This window comes from Streptomyces sp. NPDC055189, from assembly GCF_053606765.1.
The window spans coordinates 61,848-76,706 of the sequence record NZ_JBSGSG010000043.1 but is presented as its reverse complement, the minus strand read 5'-3'; the positions used below and the strand labels follow the sequence as shown (position 1 = coordinate 76,706).

Annotated in this window: 16 protein-coding genes and 1 riboswitch; of the genes, 9 read left to right on the top strand and 7 right to left on the bottom strand. The window is 71.2% G+C overall.

The window, feature by feature from the left end:
- Positions 1–400: 400 nt before the first annotated feature.
- Together ACWFR3_RS27235 and ACWFR3_RS27230 are read left to right on the top strand one after the other, a co-directional pair.
- Complete coding sequence (locus ACWFR3_RS27235; RefSeq protein WP_453737258.1) at positions 401–1,015, top strand: DUF4126 domain-containing protein; 615 nt, start codon at positions 401–403, stop codon at positions 1,013–1,015.
- A 45-nt stretch (positions 1,016–1,060) separates the two neighbouring features.
- The gene (locus tag ACWFR3_RS27230; RefSeq protein WP_453737257.1) at positions 1,061–2,587 is read left to right on the top strand and encodes a phytoene desaturase family protein; all 1,527 of its coding nucleotides are present in this window, start codon (positions 1,061–1,063) and stop codon (positions 2,585–2,587) included.
- Between the two features lie 65 nt (positions 2,588–2,652).
- Here the strand turns inward: ACWFR3_RS27230 and ACWFR3_RS27225 are convergent, their stop codons facing one another.
- The 5 genes from ACWFR3_RS27225 to ACWFR3_RS27205 form a co-directional block, all read right to left on the bottom strand.
- A complete protein-coding gene (locus ACWFR3_RS27225; protein ID WP_453737256.1) occupies positions 2,653–3,564 on the bottom strand; it encodes a hypothetical protein in 912 nt (303 codons plus the stop codon).
- A gap of 46 nt (positions 3,565–3,610) precedes the next feature.
- The gene (gene metF, locus ACWFR3_RS27220; protein ID WP_453737255.1) at positions 3,611–4,531 is read right to left on the bottom strand and encodes a methylenetetrahydrofolate reductase [NAD(P)H]; all 921 of its coding nucleotides are present in this window, start codon (positions 4,529–4,531) and stop codon (positions 3,611–3,613) included.
- 89 nt (positions 4,532–4,620) lie between these two features.
- Positions 4,621–5,277: a thiamine phosphate synthase gene (gene thiE, locus ACWFR3_RS27215; protein ID WP_453737254.1), complete on the bottom strand. Its 657-nt coding sequence runs from the start codon at positions 5,275–5,277 to the stop codon at positions 4,621–4,623.
- Between the two features lie 93 nt (positions 5,278–5,370).
- Positions 5,371–5,736, bottom strand: coding sequence for an Rv2175c family DNA-binding protein (locus ACWFR3_RS27210; protein WP_453737253.1), 366 nt, complete (start codon positions 5,734–5,736; stop codon positions 5,371–5,373).
- Between the two features lie 64 nt (positions 5,737–5,800).
- Positions 5,801–6,967, bottom strand: a complete 1,167-nt coding sequence (locus ACWFR3_RS27205; RefSeq protein WP_453737262.1) for an NAD(P)/FAD-dependent oxidoreductase — start codon at positions 6,965–6,967, stop codon at positions 5,801–5,803.
- A gap of 183 nt (positions 6,968–7,150) precedes the next feature.
- Positions 7,151–7,264, top strand: a riboswitch (TPP riboswitch).
- Between ACWFR3_RS27205 and thiO the strand changes: the two genes are divergently transcribed.
- From thiO to ACWFR3_RS27175, 6 genes are all read left to right on the top strand, one after another.
- Complete coding sequence (gene thiO, locus ACWFR3_RS27200; RefSeq protein WP_453737252.1) at positions 7,262–8,452, top strand: glycine oxidase ThiO; 1,191 nt, start codon at positions 7,262–7,264, stop codon at positions 8,450–8,452. (Overlaps the previous riboswitch by 3 nt.)
- The gene (gene thiS, locus ACWFR3_RS27195; RefSeq protein WP_453737251.1) at positions 8,449–8,667 is read left to right on the top strand and encodes a sulfur carrier protein ThiS; all 219 of its coding nucleotides are present in this window, start codon (positions 8,449–8,451) and stop codon (positions 8,665–8,667) included. The genes thiO and thiS overlap by 4 nt, the downstream gene beginning before the upstream one ends.
- A 6-nt stretch (positions 8,668–8,673) precedes the next feature.
- Complete coding sequence (locus ACWFR3_RS27190; protein ID WP_453737250.1) at positions 8,674–9,468, top strand: thiazole synthase; 795 nt, start codon at positions 8,674–8,676, stop codon at positions 9,466–9,468.
- Between the two features lie 90 nt (positions 9,469–9,558).
- The gene (gene pknB / locus ACWFR3_RS27185) at positions 9,559–11,526 is read left to right on the top strand and encodes a Stk1 family PASTA domain-containing Ser/Thr kinase (protein ID WP_453737249.1); all 1,968 of its coding nucleotides are present in this window, start codon (positions 9,559–9,561) and stop codon (positions 11,524–11,526) included.
- An 89-nt stretch (positions 11,527–11,615) separates the two neighbouring features.
- On the top strand, positions 11,616–12,500 hold the full coding sequence (locus tag ACWFR3_RS27180) for a deoxyribonuclease IV (protein ID WP_453737248.1): 885 nt from the start codon (positions 11,616–11,618) through the stop codon (positions 12,498–12,500).
- A gap of 89 nt (positions 12,501–12,589) precedes the next feature.
- The gene (locus tag ACWFR3_RS27175; RefSeq protein ID WP_453737247.1) at positions 12,590–13,096 is read left to right on the top strand and encodes a DUF4396 domain-containing protein; all 507 of its coding nucleotides are present in this window, start codon (positions 12,590–12,592) and stop codon (positions 13,094–13,096) included.
- A gap of 36 nt (positions 13,097–13,132) precedes the next feature.
- Here the strand turns inward: ACWFR3_RS27175 and ACWFR3_RS27170 are convergent, their stop codons facing one another.
- On the bottom strand, positions 13,133–13,765 hold the full coding sequence (locus ACWFR3_RS27170; RefSeq protein WP_453737246.1) for a sulfite oxidase-like oxidoreductase: 633 nt from the start codon (positions 13,763–13,765) through the stop codon (positions 13,133–13,135).
- A gap of 174 nt (positions 13,766–13,939) precedes the next feature.
- On the opposite strand from ACWFR3_RS27170, the gene bfr reads away from it, so the two are divergent.
- Positions 13,940–14,419 carry a bacterioferritin gene (gene bfr / locus ACWFR3_RS27165; protein WP_190081362.1) on the top strand — a complete coding sequence of 160 codons (480 nt, stop codon included), beginning with the start codon at positions 13,940–13,942 and terminating at the stop codon, positions 14,417–14,419.
- A gap of 18 nt (positions 14,420–14,437) precedes the next feature.
- Here the strand turns inward: bfr and ACWFR3_RS27160 are convergent, their stop codons facing one another.
- On the bottom strand, positions 14,438–14,719 hold the full coding sequence (locus ACWFR3_RS27160; protein WP_453737245.1) for a (2Fe-2S)-binding protein: 282 nt from the start codon (positions 14,717–14,719) through the stop codon (positions 14,438–14,440).
- Between the last annotated feature and the right edge of the window lie 140 nt (positions 14,720–14,859).

Below are 14,859 nucleotides of genomic sequence, written 5' to 3'. Positions count from 1 at the left end.
TGGGCGGTGCTACGCGGTCAACTAATATGCGCGGGCCCCCCCCAACATTTACTCCTGGTGTGGGGGCACCGGCGCTCCTGCCGTTCCCCCGTGTTCCCCCGTACTCCCCCGCTTTCCCCCGTTCGGCCCCCCGGGTGGTCATCCCCGGGTGGTCGCCCTTCACCCCGTGTCTCGCTCCCACCTTCGGCGAGGTGGGAGGAGCGGCCAAGGGCGCCGCGCCGTTCCGCCGCCCCGTGTCGGCGGTACGGGCGCCGCGCCCTTCTCCGTGTCCCTCACTCTTCCGTCTTCGCAGGTCGGGACCCATCCGCGCTTCTACTCATCTCCATTACTAGGTACGGATACTCAGGCCCGGGCACTCAACCCCGGGCCGGGACGTTCCCGACTGGTTACGATCGCGTCCGTGTCCGTACTCCCTCTGGTCTTCACCAGCGGCTGGGCCAGCGGGATCAACGCGTACGCCGTGGTCCTGCTGCTCGGTGTCTTCGGCGCGACCGGGATCACCGACGAGGTCCCCGAGTCGCTGCAACGTCCTGATGTGCTGATCGTGGCCGGGATCCTCTTCGCCTGCGAGGCCGTCGCCGACAAGATCCCTTACGTCGACTCGGTGTGGGACACGGTGCACACCGTGATCCGGCCGGTGTCCGGCGCGGTGGTGGGCGCGCTGCTTGCGGGCCAGAGCGGTTCGCTGCCCGATCTCGCGGCGGGCGCGGCGGGCGGTTCCACGGCGCTGGCCAGCCATTTCGTGAAGGCCGGGACGCGGATGGCGATCAACTCATCGCCGGAGCCGTTCAGCAACATCATCGTGAGCACGGCGGAGGATCTCGGGGTCGGCGGGCTCGTCACCTTCGCGATGTTCTATCCGGAGGCGGCGGCGATCATCGCGGCCGTGCTGCTGGTGCTCGGCCTGATCGTGCTGTACTTCCTGATCTCGCGGATCCGGCGGTTCCTGCGGCGCAGGGCGCAGCGGCGCGAGGAGAAACAACTCGCGGCGCGCACGGGACCGCCGCCGGGCTGAGGGCTCCCGGCGTGACTGTCAGTGGTGGCCGATAAAGTCCCTGGCATGGCACGGATTGTGGTGATCGGCGCCGGGATGGGCGCGATGGCGGCCGCTGCCCGGCTGGCCGTCGCGGGCCACCGGGTGGTGGTGCACGAGCGGTCGGGTACGTACGGGGGCGCGCTCGGCAGCGTCGAGCGGGACGGCTTCGTCTTCGACACGGGACCCGGGCTCCTGCAGCTGCCCGCCGTCTATCGCGACCTGTTCGTCAAGACGGGCAAGGAGCCGCTCGAACAGCTCGTCGAGCTGTCCCAGGTGGAGCCCGCCGTGCGGCACGTCTTCGCGGACGGCACGGCGGTCGACCTGCCGAACGCATCGCGCGCGGGCGTGGGCGAGGCCCTGGACGCGGCTCTCGGCGGCGACGCGGGCGCCCGCTGGTCGGCGTACATGAACCGCGCCCGCGAGGCGTGGGACCGCACGCGGCGGCCCCTCCTGGAAGAGCCGCTCTGGCCGAACTGGCAGGTGCTGGCCGAGCGCGAGCCCTACCCCGCGGTGCCGCACAAGCGCCTCCTGCGGCGCGAACTGCGCGCGACCACCCTCACCGGAGTCGGCGAGCTCGAACTGGGCGGCGACGCACGCCTCCTCGCGCTCCTCGAGCAGTACGCCCTCGCGTGGGGACTCGACCCCCGGACGACCCCGGCCAGCGCGGCCGTCCTGCCCTACCTGGAGCACACCTTCGGCGCGTGGTCCGTGCGCGGCGGGCTGCGCGCGCTCGCCCGGGCCGTGTACGAGCGGTGCCTCGCCCGGCGGGTCGAGTTCGCGTTCGACTCCCCCGTCGCCCGGATCATCGAGAAGGACGGCCGCGCGGCCGGCGTCGAGCTCGCGGACGGGACGGCGCAGGAGGCGGACTTCGTGGTCGCCGGTATCGCGCCCGGCGCACTCGACGGCCTGTTGTCCGGTGCATCCGGCATGTCCGGCGCATCCGGTGTGAACATACGGGCGGAGGGTGAGGTGCAGGCCCGTTCGGGACTGCCCAGCCGCCTCATGGTGTTCCTCGCGCTGCGCGGCCCCCGGCCCACGGACACACCTCACCGGACGGTGCTGCACACACCCGACCGCCGGGACGAGCTCGACCGGGTCTTCGGCGACCGCCCCGGACTGCCCCTGGCCCCCACCGTGACGGTGCTGCGCCCGGACGACCCGGCGCTCACGCCAGACGCCGGGCACGAGGCGCTCACGCTGACGGTCACGGTGCCCGCGCACACGGAGGTCACCGCAGCCGATGCGGAGCGGCTCATCGACCGTGCGGGGACAGTGGTTCCGGGGCTGCGGGAGCGGCTGCTCTGGCACGAGGTCCGCACCCCCGCCGACGTCGCGGAGGCCACCGGCGCCGACGGCGGCGCGGTCCCGCCCCCGTCCCTCGCGGCGGGCGAAGGCCGGCTGCTCCACCCCGCCAACAGCACGGGCCTGCCGGGGCTCTTCGCGGTCGGCGGCTGGTCGCACCCCGGCGGCGGACTCCCGCACGCGGGTATGTCGGGCACGCTGGTCGCCGGACTGATCGTGGAGGGACCGGAATTCCGGGGCTCGCAGTGAGGGGCCGTCGGTGAGGGGCCCTCGGTGAGCGACCCCGCAGTGAGCGACCCCGCAAGCCCCCGGTTTCAGTACCGGTACTGCTCGTTGTAGCCCGCGTCGTAGCCGTTCCCGTGGGCCTGCTCGCCCTGGTAGGGGTACGGCTGCTCCGGCGGGAGTTCGCCGCCGTACTGGCCGTAGGGGTCCTCGACGCTGCGCTGCTGCGGCACCCAGACCCCGCCGGGCGGCGTGTCGTTGTACGTCCCGCCACCCGTGGCGTACGGATCGGCGGCGGCATAGGGCGCGTACTGCTGCTGGTCGCCGTACGTGTCGTAGCTGGGCTGGCCGCCGTAGGTCTGCGTCCCGATGTACGGGTCGGAGTACGCGGCGTACTGCTGCTGCCCCGTCTCGCCGTACGCGTACGGCTGCTGGGGGTCATAGCCCGCCGCCGCATACGTGTCGTAGCCGTAGCCGCTGTCCTGGCCGTAACCGCTGTCCTGGCCGTAGCCGCTGTCCTGCTGGGCGGCCTGCTGCTGGGCGTACGCGTCGTCGCTGTAGACGCCGTACTGCCCGGTGTCGTCGGGCATCGGCTCCGGCGCGTAGACCCCGCCGCCGGGAGGGGTCCCGTGCGGCGGCACTGCCGGCCCCGCCGCCTCGTACTCCAGGTCGGAGACCTGGAGCGTCGGCTCTTGGGCGGCCTCCGCACCCGCACCCCGCGGCGACTTGCGGCGCTTGCTCAGGCCGGGCTGGCCGCCGAGCGCCCAGCCGGTAGAGAAGCCGCGGCGGAACGACAGCGTCACGTACGTCTGTCCCGTGGCGAAGGCGATGGCGCCGATCCCGATGACCACCACCGAGGGCAGCAGCACACCGATGACCACGCCGAGGAAACCGCCGAAGGCGAGCAGCCGCCAGCGCAGCCGCGCCTTGTACTGCAGCAGCACCTCGCCGAGCAGCCACAGCGCGACGCATCCGAACGCGATGTAGAGGACCGTCCAGCCCATGTACGCCCCTCTCCCCGCGGCCGCCGCCCCCTGGGGGTACGGCCGGTCAGGCCTGCGGGTGATGCAGGCCCAGATTTTCGTAGATTTCCAGAGTCGCCGTGGAGTTGTTGAGCGTGATGAAGTGCAGCCCCGGGACACCCTCGGCCAGCAACCGCGCGCAGAACTCCGTCGCGAACTCGATCCCAATGGAGCGTACAGCCGCCGGATCGTCTTTGGCTGTGAGGATGCGCTCTTTGAGCTCCGGCGGGAAGGAAGCGTTGCTGAGCTGGGGCAGCCGCTCCAGCATGCGCACGTTCGTGACCGGCATGATCTCCGGAATGATCGGGGTCGAACAGCCCGCGGCCTCGACCCGGTCACGAAGGCGCAGATACTCCTCCGGATAGAAGAACATCTGTGTGATCGCGTAGTCGGCGCCGGCGCGGCACTTGTCGACGAAGTGCCGTACGTCGGTGTCCCACTCCTCCGAGCGCGGATGCATCGCGGGGAAGGCCGCGACGCCCACGCAGAAGTCGCCCGACTCCTTGATCAGCTCGACCAGTTCGGCCGCGTACGTCAGGCCCTTGGGGTGCTTGACCCAGTCCGCGAGCGGGTCACCGGGCGGGTCGCCGCGCACCGCGAGCATGTTCCTGATGCCCGCGTCCGCGTACTGCCCGATGATGTTGCGCAGTTCGGCGACGGAGTGGTCGACGGCGGTCAGGTGGGCGACCGGCGTGAGCGTGGAGTCGGCGACGATCTGCTCCGTCTCCTTCACCGTGCCCGCACGCGTCGAGCCGCCCGCTCCGTACGTCACGGAGACGAAGCTGGGAGCCACCGCCTCGACCCGGCGCAGGGCGTTCCACAGGTTCCGCTCGCCCTTCGGGGTCTTCGGCGCCGAGAACTCGAAGGAGTAGGTCGTCTTGCCGGTCGCGAGCATGTCACGCACGGTGCGTGCGCGATCAGATCTGGTGGAAGCAGTGCCTAGGGCCATACGGGCAGGTTAGCGACGGGGCACCGCTACCGGCCAATCTCCGTCCAACCTGCGGACAACCACCCCGAAGGTTGGCCGAAGATCGCCGATCAGGCCGTGCGCAGCCGCTTTGCGAAGTCCGCCGCCGCTGCCGCCGGATCGTCCGCCTCGGTGATGGCCCGCACGACGACGACGCGGCGGGCGCCGGCTTCGAGCACCTCGTCCAGGTTGCCCGCGTCGATGCCGCCGATGGCGAACCAGGGGCGGTCCGTGCCGAGCGAGGCGGTGTAGCGGACGAGGTCGAGTCCCGGGGCGTACCGGCCGGGCTTGGTGGGGGTCGGCCAGCAGGGTCCCGTGCAGAAGTAGTCCACGCCGTCCTGCGTCGCCGCGGCGGCGGCCTCGGCTTCGGCGTGCGTGGACCGGCCGATGAGCACGTCGTCACTGCCGCCCAGGATGCGGCGGGCGGCCGGCACGGGCAGGTCGCCCTGGCCCAGGTGCAGCACGTCGGCGCCGATGGCGTGCGCGATGTCCGCGCGGTCGTTCACCGCGAGGAGCTTGCCGTGCCTGCGGGCGGCGTCGGCGAAGACCTGGAGGTGTTCGAGCTCCTCGGCCGCCTCCATGCCCTTGTCCCGCAGCTGCACGATGTCGACGCCGCCGCCGAGGACGGCGTCCAGGAACTCGGGGAGGTCACCCTGGCGCTTGCGGGCGTCCACGCACAGGTAGAGGCGGGCGTCGGCGAGCTGCTCGCGGGCAGGCTTGGTGGCCATGTGGTGGTCCCCCCGGTCGTCGGTGGCCCACGGGCCGTGTGCCTCCGGGTCTCCGGGGACACACGGCCCGTACGCAACGGTTTTCCGTTTCGGTCAGACGGCGAGCGCCTGGGCGCGGCGCTTCACCTCCGTTCCGCGATTCTCGCTCAGGGCCTGCGCGGGGGTGCCGGGCAGGGTCGGGTCGGGAGTGAAGAGCCACTCCAGCATCTCTTCGTCGGAGAAGCCGTCGTCCCGCAGGAGCGTCAGGGTGCCGGAGAGGCCCTTGACGATCTTGTCGCCGTCGATGAAGGCGGCAGGCACCGCGAGCGCGCGGTTCTCACCACGGCGCACGGCGATCAGCTGGCCCTCCTTGACCAGCTGGCGCACACGCGTCACCTCGACGTCGAACATTTCTGCGATGTCGGGGAGGTGGAGCCACTCGGGGACGAGAGCATCAGTCTTTGCGTCAATCTCGGTCACGGGGACAAGCCTAGCTGCGGGCACCGACAGCGGCCGGGCAGCGGTCCCCCCGGATACGGAAGCCCTACGGCAGCACTGCCTTCTTCAGCGGTACCGCGGGGTCCGCCACCAGGCCGGGATCGAGGCGGGCGCCCGCCTCGATCAGCTTGCGGCCCTGTGCCAGGTCCCTGGGTCGGCCCACCGCGAGGACGGCGGCCAGGGCTCCCCGCCGCAGCCAGCACACGCTCCAGGCCGCGCCCGCGGGATCACCGCGCCACACCAGCTCGTCGTCGGCGGTGTGGTGCCCGGCGAACTGGACGAAGCGGCCGAACTGCTCGGACCAGAAGTACGGGACGGGGTCGTACGCCGAAGGGGTCTCGCCGATGATGTTCGCCGCCACCGTGCGCGGGCCCTGCAGGGCGTTGTCCCAGTGGTGGACGAGAAGGCGCTCGCCATACCTTCCCGAAGGGAAGGAGGAGCAGTCGCCGACCGCGTACACGTCGGGTTCCGACGTCCGCAGGTGGTCGTCGGCCAGGACCTCCCGGTGGGCGCCCAGGGTGATGCCCGAGTCCGCGAGCCAGTCCGTGGCGGGGCGTGCGCCGATGCCGACGACGACCGCGTCCGCGGGCAGCCGGGTGCCGTCGGCGAGCAGGACGCTGCCGGGCTCGACGCGCTCCACGCGCGCGTTGTTGCGCAGTTCGGCTCCGGAGTCGGCGTACCAGGAGGTCATCGGCGCCGCGACCTCCGCGGGCAGGGCCCCGGCGAGCGGTCGCCCTGCGGCTTCGACGACGGTGACCGAGCAGCCCGCCTCACGCGCGGCGGTCGCGAACTCGGCGCCGATCCAGCCCGCGCCGACGACCACGATGCGGTGCTGCTCGGCGAGCACGGGCCGCAGCCGCTCGGCGTCGTCGAGGGTGCGCAGCAGGTGGACGCCGGGGACGCCCGCGGTGCCGGGCAGCAGGACCGGCTGGGCGCCGGTGGCGATGACCAGGGTGTCGTAGGCCACCGGGCCCGACGCGGTGTCCAGTGCGTGGTCCGCCGGGCGCACGCCCGTGACCTCGTGGCCCAGGCTCAGTTCGATGCCGAGCGCCTCGAAGTCGATGTCGAAGGCGGAGCCCTCCGCCTTGCCGAGCAGCACGGCCTTGGACAGCGGCGGCCTGTCGTAAGGCTGGTGGGGTTCCGCGCCGATCAGGGTGACCGCACCGGCGAACCCCTGCTCGCGCAGGGCCACGGCGGTCTGCACCCCGGCCATTCCCGCGCCGACGATGACCACGTGCCGCTCGCTCTGCCTCTGCTGCTCGCTCACCCGATCACTGTAGGACGGCGGGCGGCGCGCGCCTCAGGGTGCGACGACGAGATCTCTGACACAACGTCACGGTCCCTGACCGCACAGCTGCCCTACTGCCCAAGGGCACCAAAGGCTAAGGTTGCCGTGCAGAGCACTCGCGGGAGCCCGGACGCACCGGGCTGAGAGGGAGGCTGGGACGGCCTCCGACCGTACGAACCTGATCCGGGTCATGCCGGCGAAGGGAGGGGCTGGACGCCCATGCATTCAACCGAAGCACCCCGGGAAACGACCGACGTCCTCGTCGTCGGGGGCGGCATCATCGGCCTGGTCACGGCGTGGCGGGCGGCCCAGCGCGGCCTGTCCACCGCGGTCGTGGACCCCGAACCGGGCGGCGGCGCGGCGCAGGTCGCCGCGGGCATGCTGGCCGCCGTCACCGAACTGCACTACGGGGAGCAGACGCTGCTCGGCCTCAATCTGGCCTCCGCGCAGCGCTATCCGGAGTTCGCGGCCGAGCTGGCCGAGGCGAGCGGCCGGGATCTCGGCTACCGCGCGTGCGGCACGCTCGCCGTCGCGCTCGACTCGGACGACCGCGCCCACCTGCGTGAGCTGCACGCGCTCCAGGAGCGCTCGGGACTCACCTCGGAGTGGCTGAGCGGGCGCGAGTGCCGCCGTCTGGAGCCGATGCTCGCGCCCGGCGTGCGGGGCGGTCTGCGCGTCGACGGCGATCACCAGGTCGACCCGCGCAGGCTCGCCGCCGCGCTCCTGGTGGCCTGCGAGCGGGCGGGCGTGATCTTCCACCGCGCGTGGGCGGAGCGCCTCTCGGTCACGGGAGACCGGGCCACCGGAGTCGTCCTCGCCGACGGCACCGCCCTGGAGGCCGGTCAGACCGTGCTCGCCGGGGGCAGTCTCAGCGGGCGCCTCGCCGGGGTACCGGAGGGCGTCCTGCCGTCCGTGCGCCCCGTGAAGGGGCAGGTCCTCCGGCTCGCCGTGCCGCAGCGGTACGCGCCGTTCCTGAGCCGCACCGTGCGCGCCGTCGTGCGCGGCAGCAGCGTCTATCTGGTGCCGCGCGAGAACGGCGAGCTCGTCGTCGGCGCGACCACCGAAGAGCTCGGCTGGGACACCACGGTCACCGCCGGCGGCGTGTACGAGCTGCTGCGGGACGCCCACGAGCTCGTACCGGGCATCACGGAACTGCCGCTGACCGAGACCCGCGCGGGCCTGCGTCCCGGCTCCCCCGACAACGCGCCGCTGCTGGGCCCCACCGCGCTCCCCGGTCTCCAGCTGGCCACAGGGCACTACCGCAACGGCGTGCTTCTGACGCCCGTCACCGGTGACGTGATGGCCCACGCCCTGACCACCGGTGAACTGCCCGACGAGGCGCGCGGATTCACGCCGCTGCGCTTCGCCGACGCCTCCCACACGCAGCGCTTCATGGAGCAGCCCGCATGACTCTCCCCGCCGTTACAGCCGTCTCCGTCAACGGAGAAACCCGCGATGTGGCCGCGGGCACCACGCTCGAAGCCCTGGTCGCCACGCTCACCGCGGCCCCGTCCGGGGTCGCCGCCGCCCTCAACGAAACCGTCGTACCGCGCACGCGGTGGGCCGCCACCCCGCTCGCCGAAGGGGACCGCGTCGAGGTCCTCACCGCCGTCCAAGGAGGCTGAACCGACATGGCAGACGACCCCTTCGTCATCGGCGGGCTCACCCTTTCCTCACGCCTGATCATGGGTACGGGCGGTGCGCCGAGCCTGGACATCCTCGAACGCTCCCTCGTCGCCTCCGGAACGGAGCTGACGACGGTCGCGATGCGCCGCCTCGACCCGGGGGTGCAGGGCTCCGTGCTCTCCGTCCTCGACCGCCTCGGCATCCGTGTGCTCCCGAACACGGCGGGCTGCTTCACCGCGGGCGAGGCCGTCCTGACCGCCCGGCTCGCGCGGGAGGCGCTCGGCACCGACCTGGTCAAGCTGGAGGTCATCGCGGACGAGCGCACACTGCTGCCCGACCCGATCGAGCTCATCGACGCCGCCGAGACCCTGGTCGACGACGGCTTCACGGTCCTTCCGTACACGAACGACGACCCGGTACTCGCCCGGAAGCTGGAGGACGTGGGCTGTGCGGCGATCATGCCGCTCGGCTCCCCCATCGGCTCCGGGCTCGGCATCCGCAACCCGCACAACTTCCAGCTGATCGTCGAACGCGCGGGCGTGCCGGTGATCCTGGACGCGGGGGCGGGAACGGCGTCCGACGCGGCGCTCGCGATGGAGCTGGGGTGCGCGGGTGTGATGCTCGCCTCCGCCGTTACACGGGCGCAGGAGCCGGTCCTGATGGCCGAGGCCATGCGGCACGGGGTCGACGCGGGGCGGCTCGCGTACCGGGCCGGGCGGATCCCCCGGAGGCACTTCGCCGAGGCATCGTCGCCCGCGGAGGGCATGGCCCGGCTCGATCCGGAGCGGCCCGCGTTCTGACCCCCGGCGCCTGTTACAGGTCGGCTGCAGTCGGGGCCCGGGCCTGCCCGGGCGGGCATCGGTGTCAGCGGTGGCTCGTAGACTCCCTCCGTGGACACGACCCTTCAGGACCCGCTCGTCGGGCAGGTGCTCGACGGCCGCTATCGCGTGGACGGGCGGATCGCGGTCGGCGGGATGGCCACGGTCTACCGGGCCGTGGACACCCGCCTCGACCGCGTGCTCGCCCTCAAGGTGATGCACCCGACGCTCGCCGCCGACGTCTCGTTCGTCGACCGCTTCATCCGCGAGGCCAAGTCGATCGCCCGCCTCTCGCACCCGAACGTGGTGGGGGTGTACGACCAAGGCGCCGACGGGGCGTACGTCTATCTGGCGATGGAGTACATCGCGGGCTGCACCCTGCGCGACGTGCTCCGTGAGCGCGGCGCCCTGCAGCCGCGCGCGGCCCTCGACATCCTGGAGCCGGTCCTCGCCGCGCTCGGCGCCGCACACCGCGCCGGGTTCGTGCACCGCGACATGAAGCCGGAGAACGTCCTCATAGGGGACGACGGCCGGGTGAAGGTCGCCGACTTCGGGCTCGTGCGGGCCGTGGACACCGTCACGAACACGACCGGCACGATCCTCGGGACGGTCTCCTATCTCGCCCCCGAGCAGATAGAACACGGCACGGCCGACACGCGTGTGGATGTGTACGCGTGCGGTGTCGTGCTCTACGAAATGCTGACCGGCGCCAAGCCGCACTCCGGCGAATCGCCCGCCCAGGTCCTCTACCAGCACCTCCACGAGGACGTGCCGCCCCCGTCGGCGGCCGTTCCCGGCCTCGCCGTCGAGCTCGACGACCTTGTCGCCTCCGCCACGGCCCGCAACCCGGAAGTCCGCCCGCACGACGCGGTGACGCTGCTCGGACAGGCCAGGCAGGCGCGGGCCGCGCTCTCCGTGGAGCAGCTGGACGCGGTGCCTCCGCAGGCGCTCACGGCGGAGCACGGACCGCACGACAACTCCGAGGACCGTACGAACGTGATCCCGCGCGCGGGGCGAGCCGTGCAGCTGCCGCTCCCCACGGAGGGCGTTCAGGACCGGGAGAGCCGGGACGACCAGCTCAACCGCACGAGCATCCTGGCCACGCCACCCCCCGCGCCGCCGGCCGCCCCCGACCGCAGGCGGCGCGGCAATCCGCGCCGCGGAGTCCTGGCGATCGTCGCGGCCGTCCTCCTGGCCCTGGGCCTCGGCGCGGGCGTCTGGTACATCAACTCCGGCCAGTTCACGAAGGTCCCGCCGCTCCTGGCGAAGACCGAGACGGCGGCCAAGAAGCGCCTCGACGAGGCCGGGCTCGACGTCAAGGACGTCAAGCGCGCCTACAGCGACACCGACAAGCGCGGCACGGTCATGGCCACCGCCCCCAAGGCGGGCGAGCGCATCCGTGACAACGGCAGCGTGACGCTGACGATCTCCAGGGGCCCGGAGATCGTGAAGGTCCCCGACCTCGAGGGCAGCCCGTTGTCCGAGGCGAAGAACAAGCTCAAGGACGCCGGCCTCGCTCCCGGCATGACCAAGAGGGCCTTCAGCGACGAGGTCCGCAAGGGCTCCGTGATCAGCACGGACCCGGAGACCGGCACCAAGCGCAAGGCGGGCTCCGCGATCACGCTCGTCGTCAGCAAGGGCCCCGAGGTCGAGGTCCCCGACGTGACGGGCGACAGCCAGGCCGATGCGACCGCCGAGCTGGAGGACGCGGGCCTCAAGGTCAGGATCGAGTCGAAGCGGGTCCACTCCGAGGAGGACAAGGGCACCGTCGTCGACCAGTCCCCCAGGGAGGGCCAGAAGCGGCTCGCCGAGGGTGACACGGTCACGCTGACGCTCTCCAAGGGCCCCGAGATGATCGAGGTCCCGGACGTCGAGGGCATGAGCGTCGACGACGCCACGCAGGAACTGCAGGACGCGGGCTTCGAGGTCGACGAGGACCGCGGTCTGCTCGGCATCTTCGGCGACAAGGTGGAGAGCCAGTCCGTGGAGGGCGGCGACACGGCGCCCAAGGGCTCGGAAATCACCATCACCATCCGCTAGTCACCGGCAGGAGCCCCGGGGGCGTACCCCCGGGGCCTTGCCGGGATCCGCCGACGAGGCGCCCCCGCGCGCGTGCCATCCTGGAGCGGGTGAGCAGCAACGACTCCCCCAGCATCCCGTCCCGCAACCCCGTCGGCGGCCATGTCCCCGTGGCCGGCGGACTCGCCTCCGTAGGGCTCTCCTACGCCCGTGACCTCGGCGCCGAGGCCGTCCAGGTCTTCGTGGCCAACCCGCGCGGCTGGGCGACCCCGACCGGCAACCCCAAGCAGGACGAGGATTTCCGCGCGGCCTGCGCCGCCGAGCGGATTCCCGCGTACGTCCACGCGCCCTATCTCATCAACTTCGGCTCGCACACCGAGGCGACCGTCGAGAAGTCCGTGGAGTCCCTGCGCCACTCGCTGCGCCGCGGCCGTGAGATCGGCGCGCTCGGCGTCGTCGTGCACACCAGCTCCGCGACCGGCGGCCGGGACCGCGCCGTCGCCCTGGCGCAGGTGCGCGAGCGGATGCTGCCGCTGCTCGACGAGCTGACGCACGACGACGATCCCTTCCTCCTCCTGGAGTCGACCGCGGGCCAGGGCTTCTCGCTCTGCTCCCGCACCTGGGACTTCGGCCCATACTTCGAGGCGCTCGACGCCCACCCGAAGCTGGGCATCTGCCTGGACACCTGCCACATCTTCGCGGCGGGCCACGATCTGGCCGGGCCCGGCGGCATGAAGCAGACCCTCGACCTGCTGGTCGACACGGTCGGCGAGGGCCGCCTGAAGCTGGTGCACGCCAACGACTCCAAGGACGTGGTCGGCGCCCACAAGGACCGTCACGAGAACATCGGCACCGGCCACATCGGCGAGGAGCCCTTCCGCGAGCTGATGACCCACCCGGCGACCGAGAACGTACCGCTGATCATCGAGACGCCCGGCGGCAAGGAGGGGCACGCGGCGGACGTGGCGCGCCTGAAGGAGCTCAGAGGCAACTAGAGACCCCGGAGACCCATTGAGGAATACCCCCCAGGGGTATACGATTCTTGTCAGACGACAGGAGCCGCTGTCCGACGTTGGGGGATCCCATGCAGCACGACGCACACGCCGAGCACGCGCACCACACTCACGAGGAGCACGCGCACCACGGCACGGGCAAGGTCAGCTGGCGGATGGCGGCCGCAGCCACCCTGCACTGCCTCACCGGGTGCGCCATCGGCGAGATCCTCGGCATGGTCATCGGGACCGCCCTCGGCTGGGGCAACATGCAGACGATGATCCTCGCGATCATCCTGGCCTTCTTCTTCGGCTACGCCCTGACGCTGCGCGGCATCCTCGCGGCCGGCGTCGATTTCCGGACAGCGTTCCGGGTCGCGCTCGCCGCGGACACCCTGTCCATCGCGGTGATGGAGCTCATCGACAACGGCGTGATCGCGCTGTGGCCGGGAGCGATGGACGCCCACCTCTCGGACCCCATGTTCTGGTGGATCCTCGCCATCGCCCTGGGCGCCGCGTTCGTGATCACCACGCCGGTCAACAAGTGGATGATCGGCCGCGGAAAGGGCCACGCGGTGGTGCACCAGTACCACCACTGACCTGCGAAAACAGCCCGAAAGGGCAGCAGTCGGGAACTAGAGCTCGGGGCCGTCCCCGGGCTCTTCCTGGTACGAGTAGCGCTGCTCGGTCCAGGGGTCGCCGACGTTGTGATAGCCGCGTTCCTCCCAGAAGCCGCGGCGGTCGGCGGTCATGTACTCGACGCCGCGGACCCACTTCGGGCCCTTCCAGGCGTACAGATGAGGCACCACGAGCCGCAGCGGAAACCCGTGCTCGGCGGTCAGCAGTTCGCCCCCTTTATGGGTGGCGAAAATCGTGCGCTCGTCCATGAAGTCGGCCATCCGCAGATTCGAGCTGAAGCCGTACTCGGCCCAGACCATCACGTGCGTGGCATCGGGCGCGGGCGGCGCCATCTCGAGCAGCGTACGAGCGGTCACACCGCCCCATTCGGCGCCCAGCATGCTGAACTTCGTGACGCAGTGCAGATCGCCGACCACGCTGGCGTACGGAAGGGCCGAGAACTCCTCGTGGGACCAGCAGTGCTTGTCCCCGTCGGCGGTGGCCCCGAAAACCCTGAACTCCCAGCGCTCCGGACGGAACTTCGGCACCGGGCCGTAGTGCGTGACCGGCCAGCCCCGCTGGAGCCGCTGGCCCGGTGGAAGCTCCGGATCCACTGCTCCCCGTGATGCGCGATCCGCCGGCTGACCCATGTCTACATCCTGACAGACCGGGGAAGGTGGACGTGACCAGGAGGCGCCCGACCGGCGCCGATCGGGCGTTGATTGGGGCAACTCCTACTAAGCGTGCACTTACTGGACGGCCTCACGCGCCGGTGCAAGGATGCGCGGAACCTGCCCAGTTACCACGTGGAAGGAGCCTCTGCGATGCAGGGCGACCCCGAGGTCATCGAATTTCTCAACGAGCAGCTGACCGCCGAGCTCACGGCGATCAACCAGTACTTTCTGCACGCCAAGATGCAGGAGAACTTCGGCTGGCCGAAGCTCGCGAAGTACACCCGGTCCGAGTCGATCGACGAGATGAAGCACGCGGAGATCCTGACCGACCGGATTCTCTTCCTCGACGGCCTGCCCAATTACCAGCGGCTCTTCCACGTACGTGTGGGTCAGACGGTCACGGAGATGTTCCAGGCCGACCGGCAGATCGAGGCGGAGGCGATCGACCGCCTCAGGCGCGGGATCGAGGTGATGCGCGGCAAGGGAGACATCACTTCCGCGAATATCTTCGAGTCGATCCTCGAGGACGAGGAGCACCACATCGACTATCTCGACACTCAGCTCGAACTGGTGGAGAAGCTGGGCGAGCCGCTCTACATCTCGCAGCTCATCGAGCAGCCGGAGAGCTGACAGCGGGCCGGGCGTGGGCTAGGCGGCCTCGTGCAGGCCGGTGTCCAGGCCAGTGTCGAGGCTGGTATCCAGACCGGCCTCCAGGCCGGTGAGGACGGGCTCCCCCTGATCGGCCAGCGCCCTGCGGGGGCACGCGCCCCGGCCCAGGAGCGCCTGAATGCTCCGTACACACGAACCGCAGTCGGTGCCCGCCTTGCTGGCGGACGCTATCTGGCGGGGCGTGCAGGCACCGTTCGCCGCGTGCTGCTTCACCTGCGCCTCGGTAACCCCGAAGCAGTTGCAGACGTACACGCGGTTCACCTCCCGGGCAGGACTAATCGGCGGCGCCGTCCCGATTAATCGGTGAGGCTAACCTAACCTTACCCACGACCCCGGGTCCACAAAAGCCCCGATACGCCGGTGGGGCACGGATCACATGGATCCGTGCCCCACCATCGCGT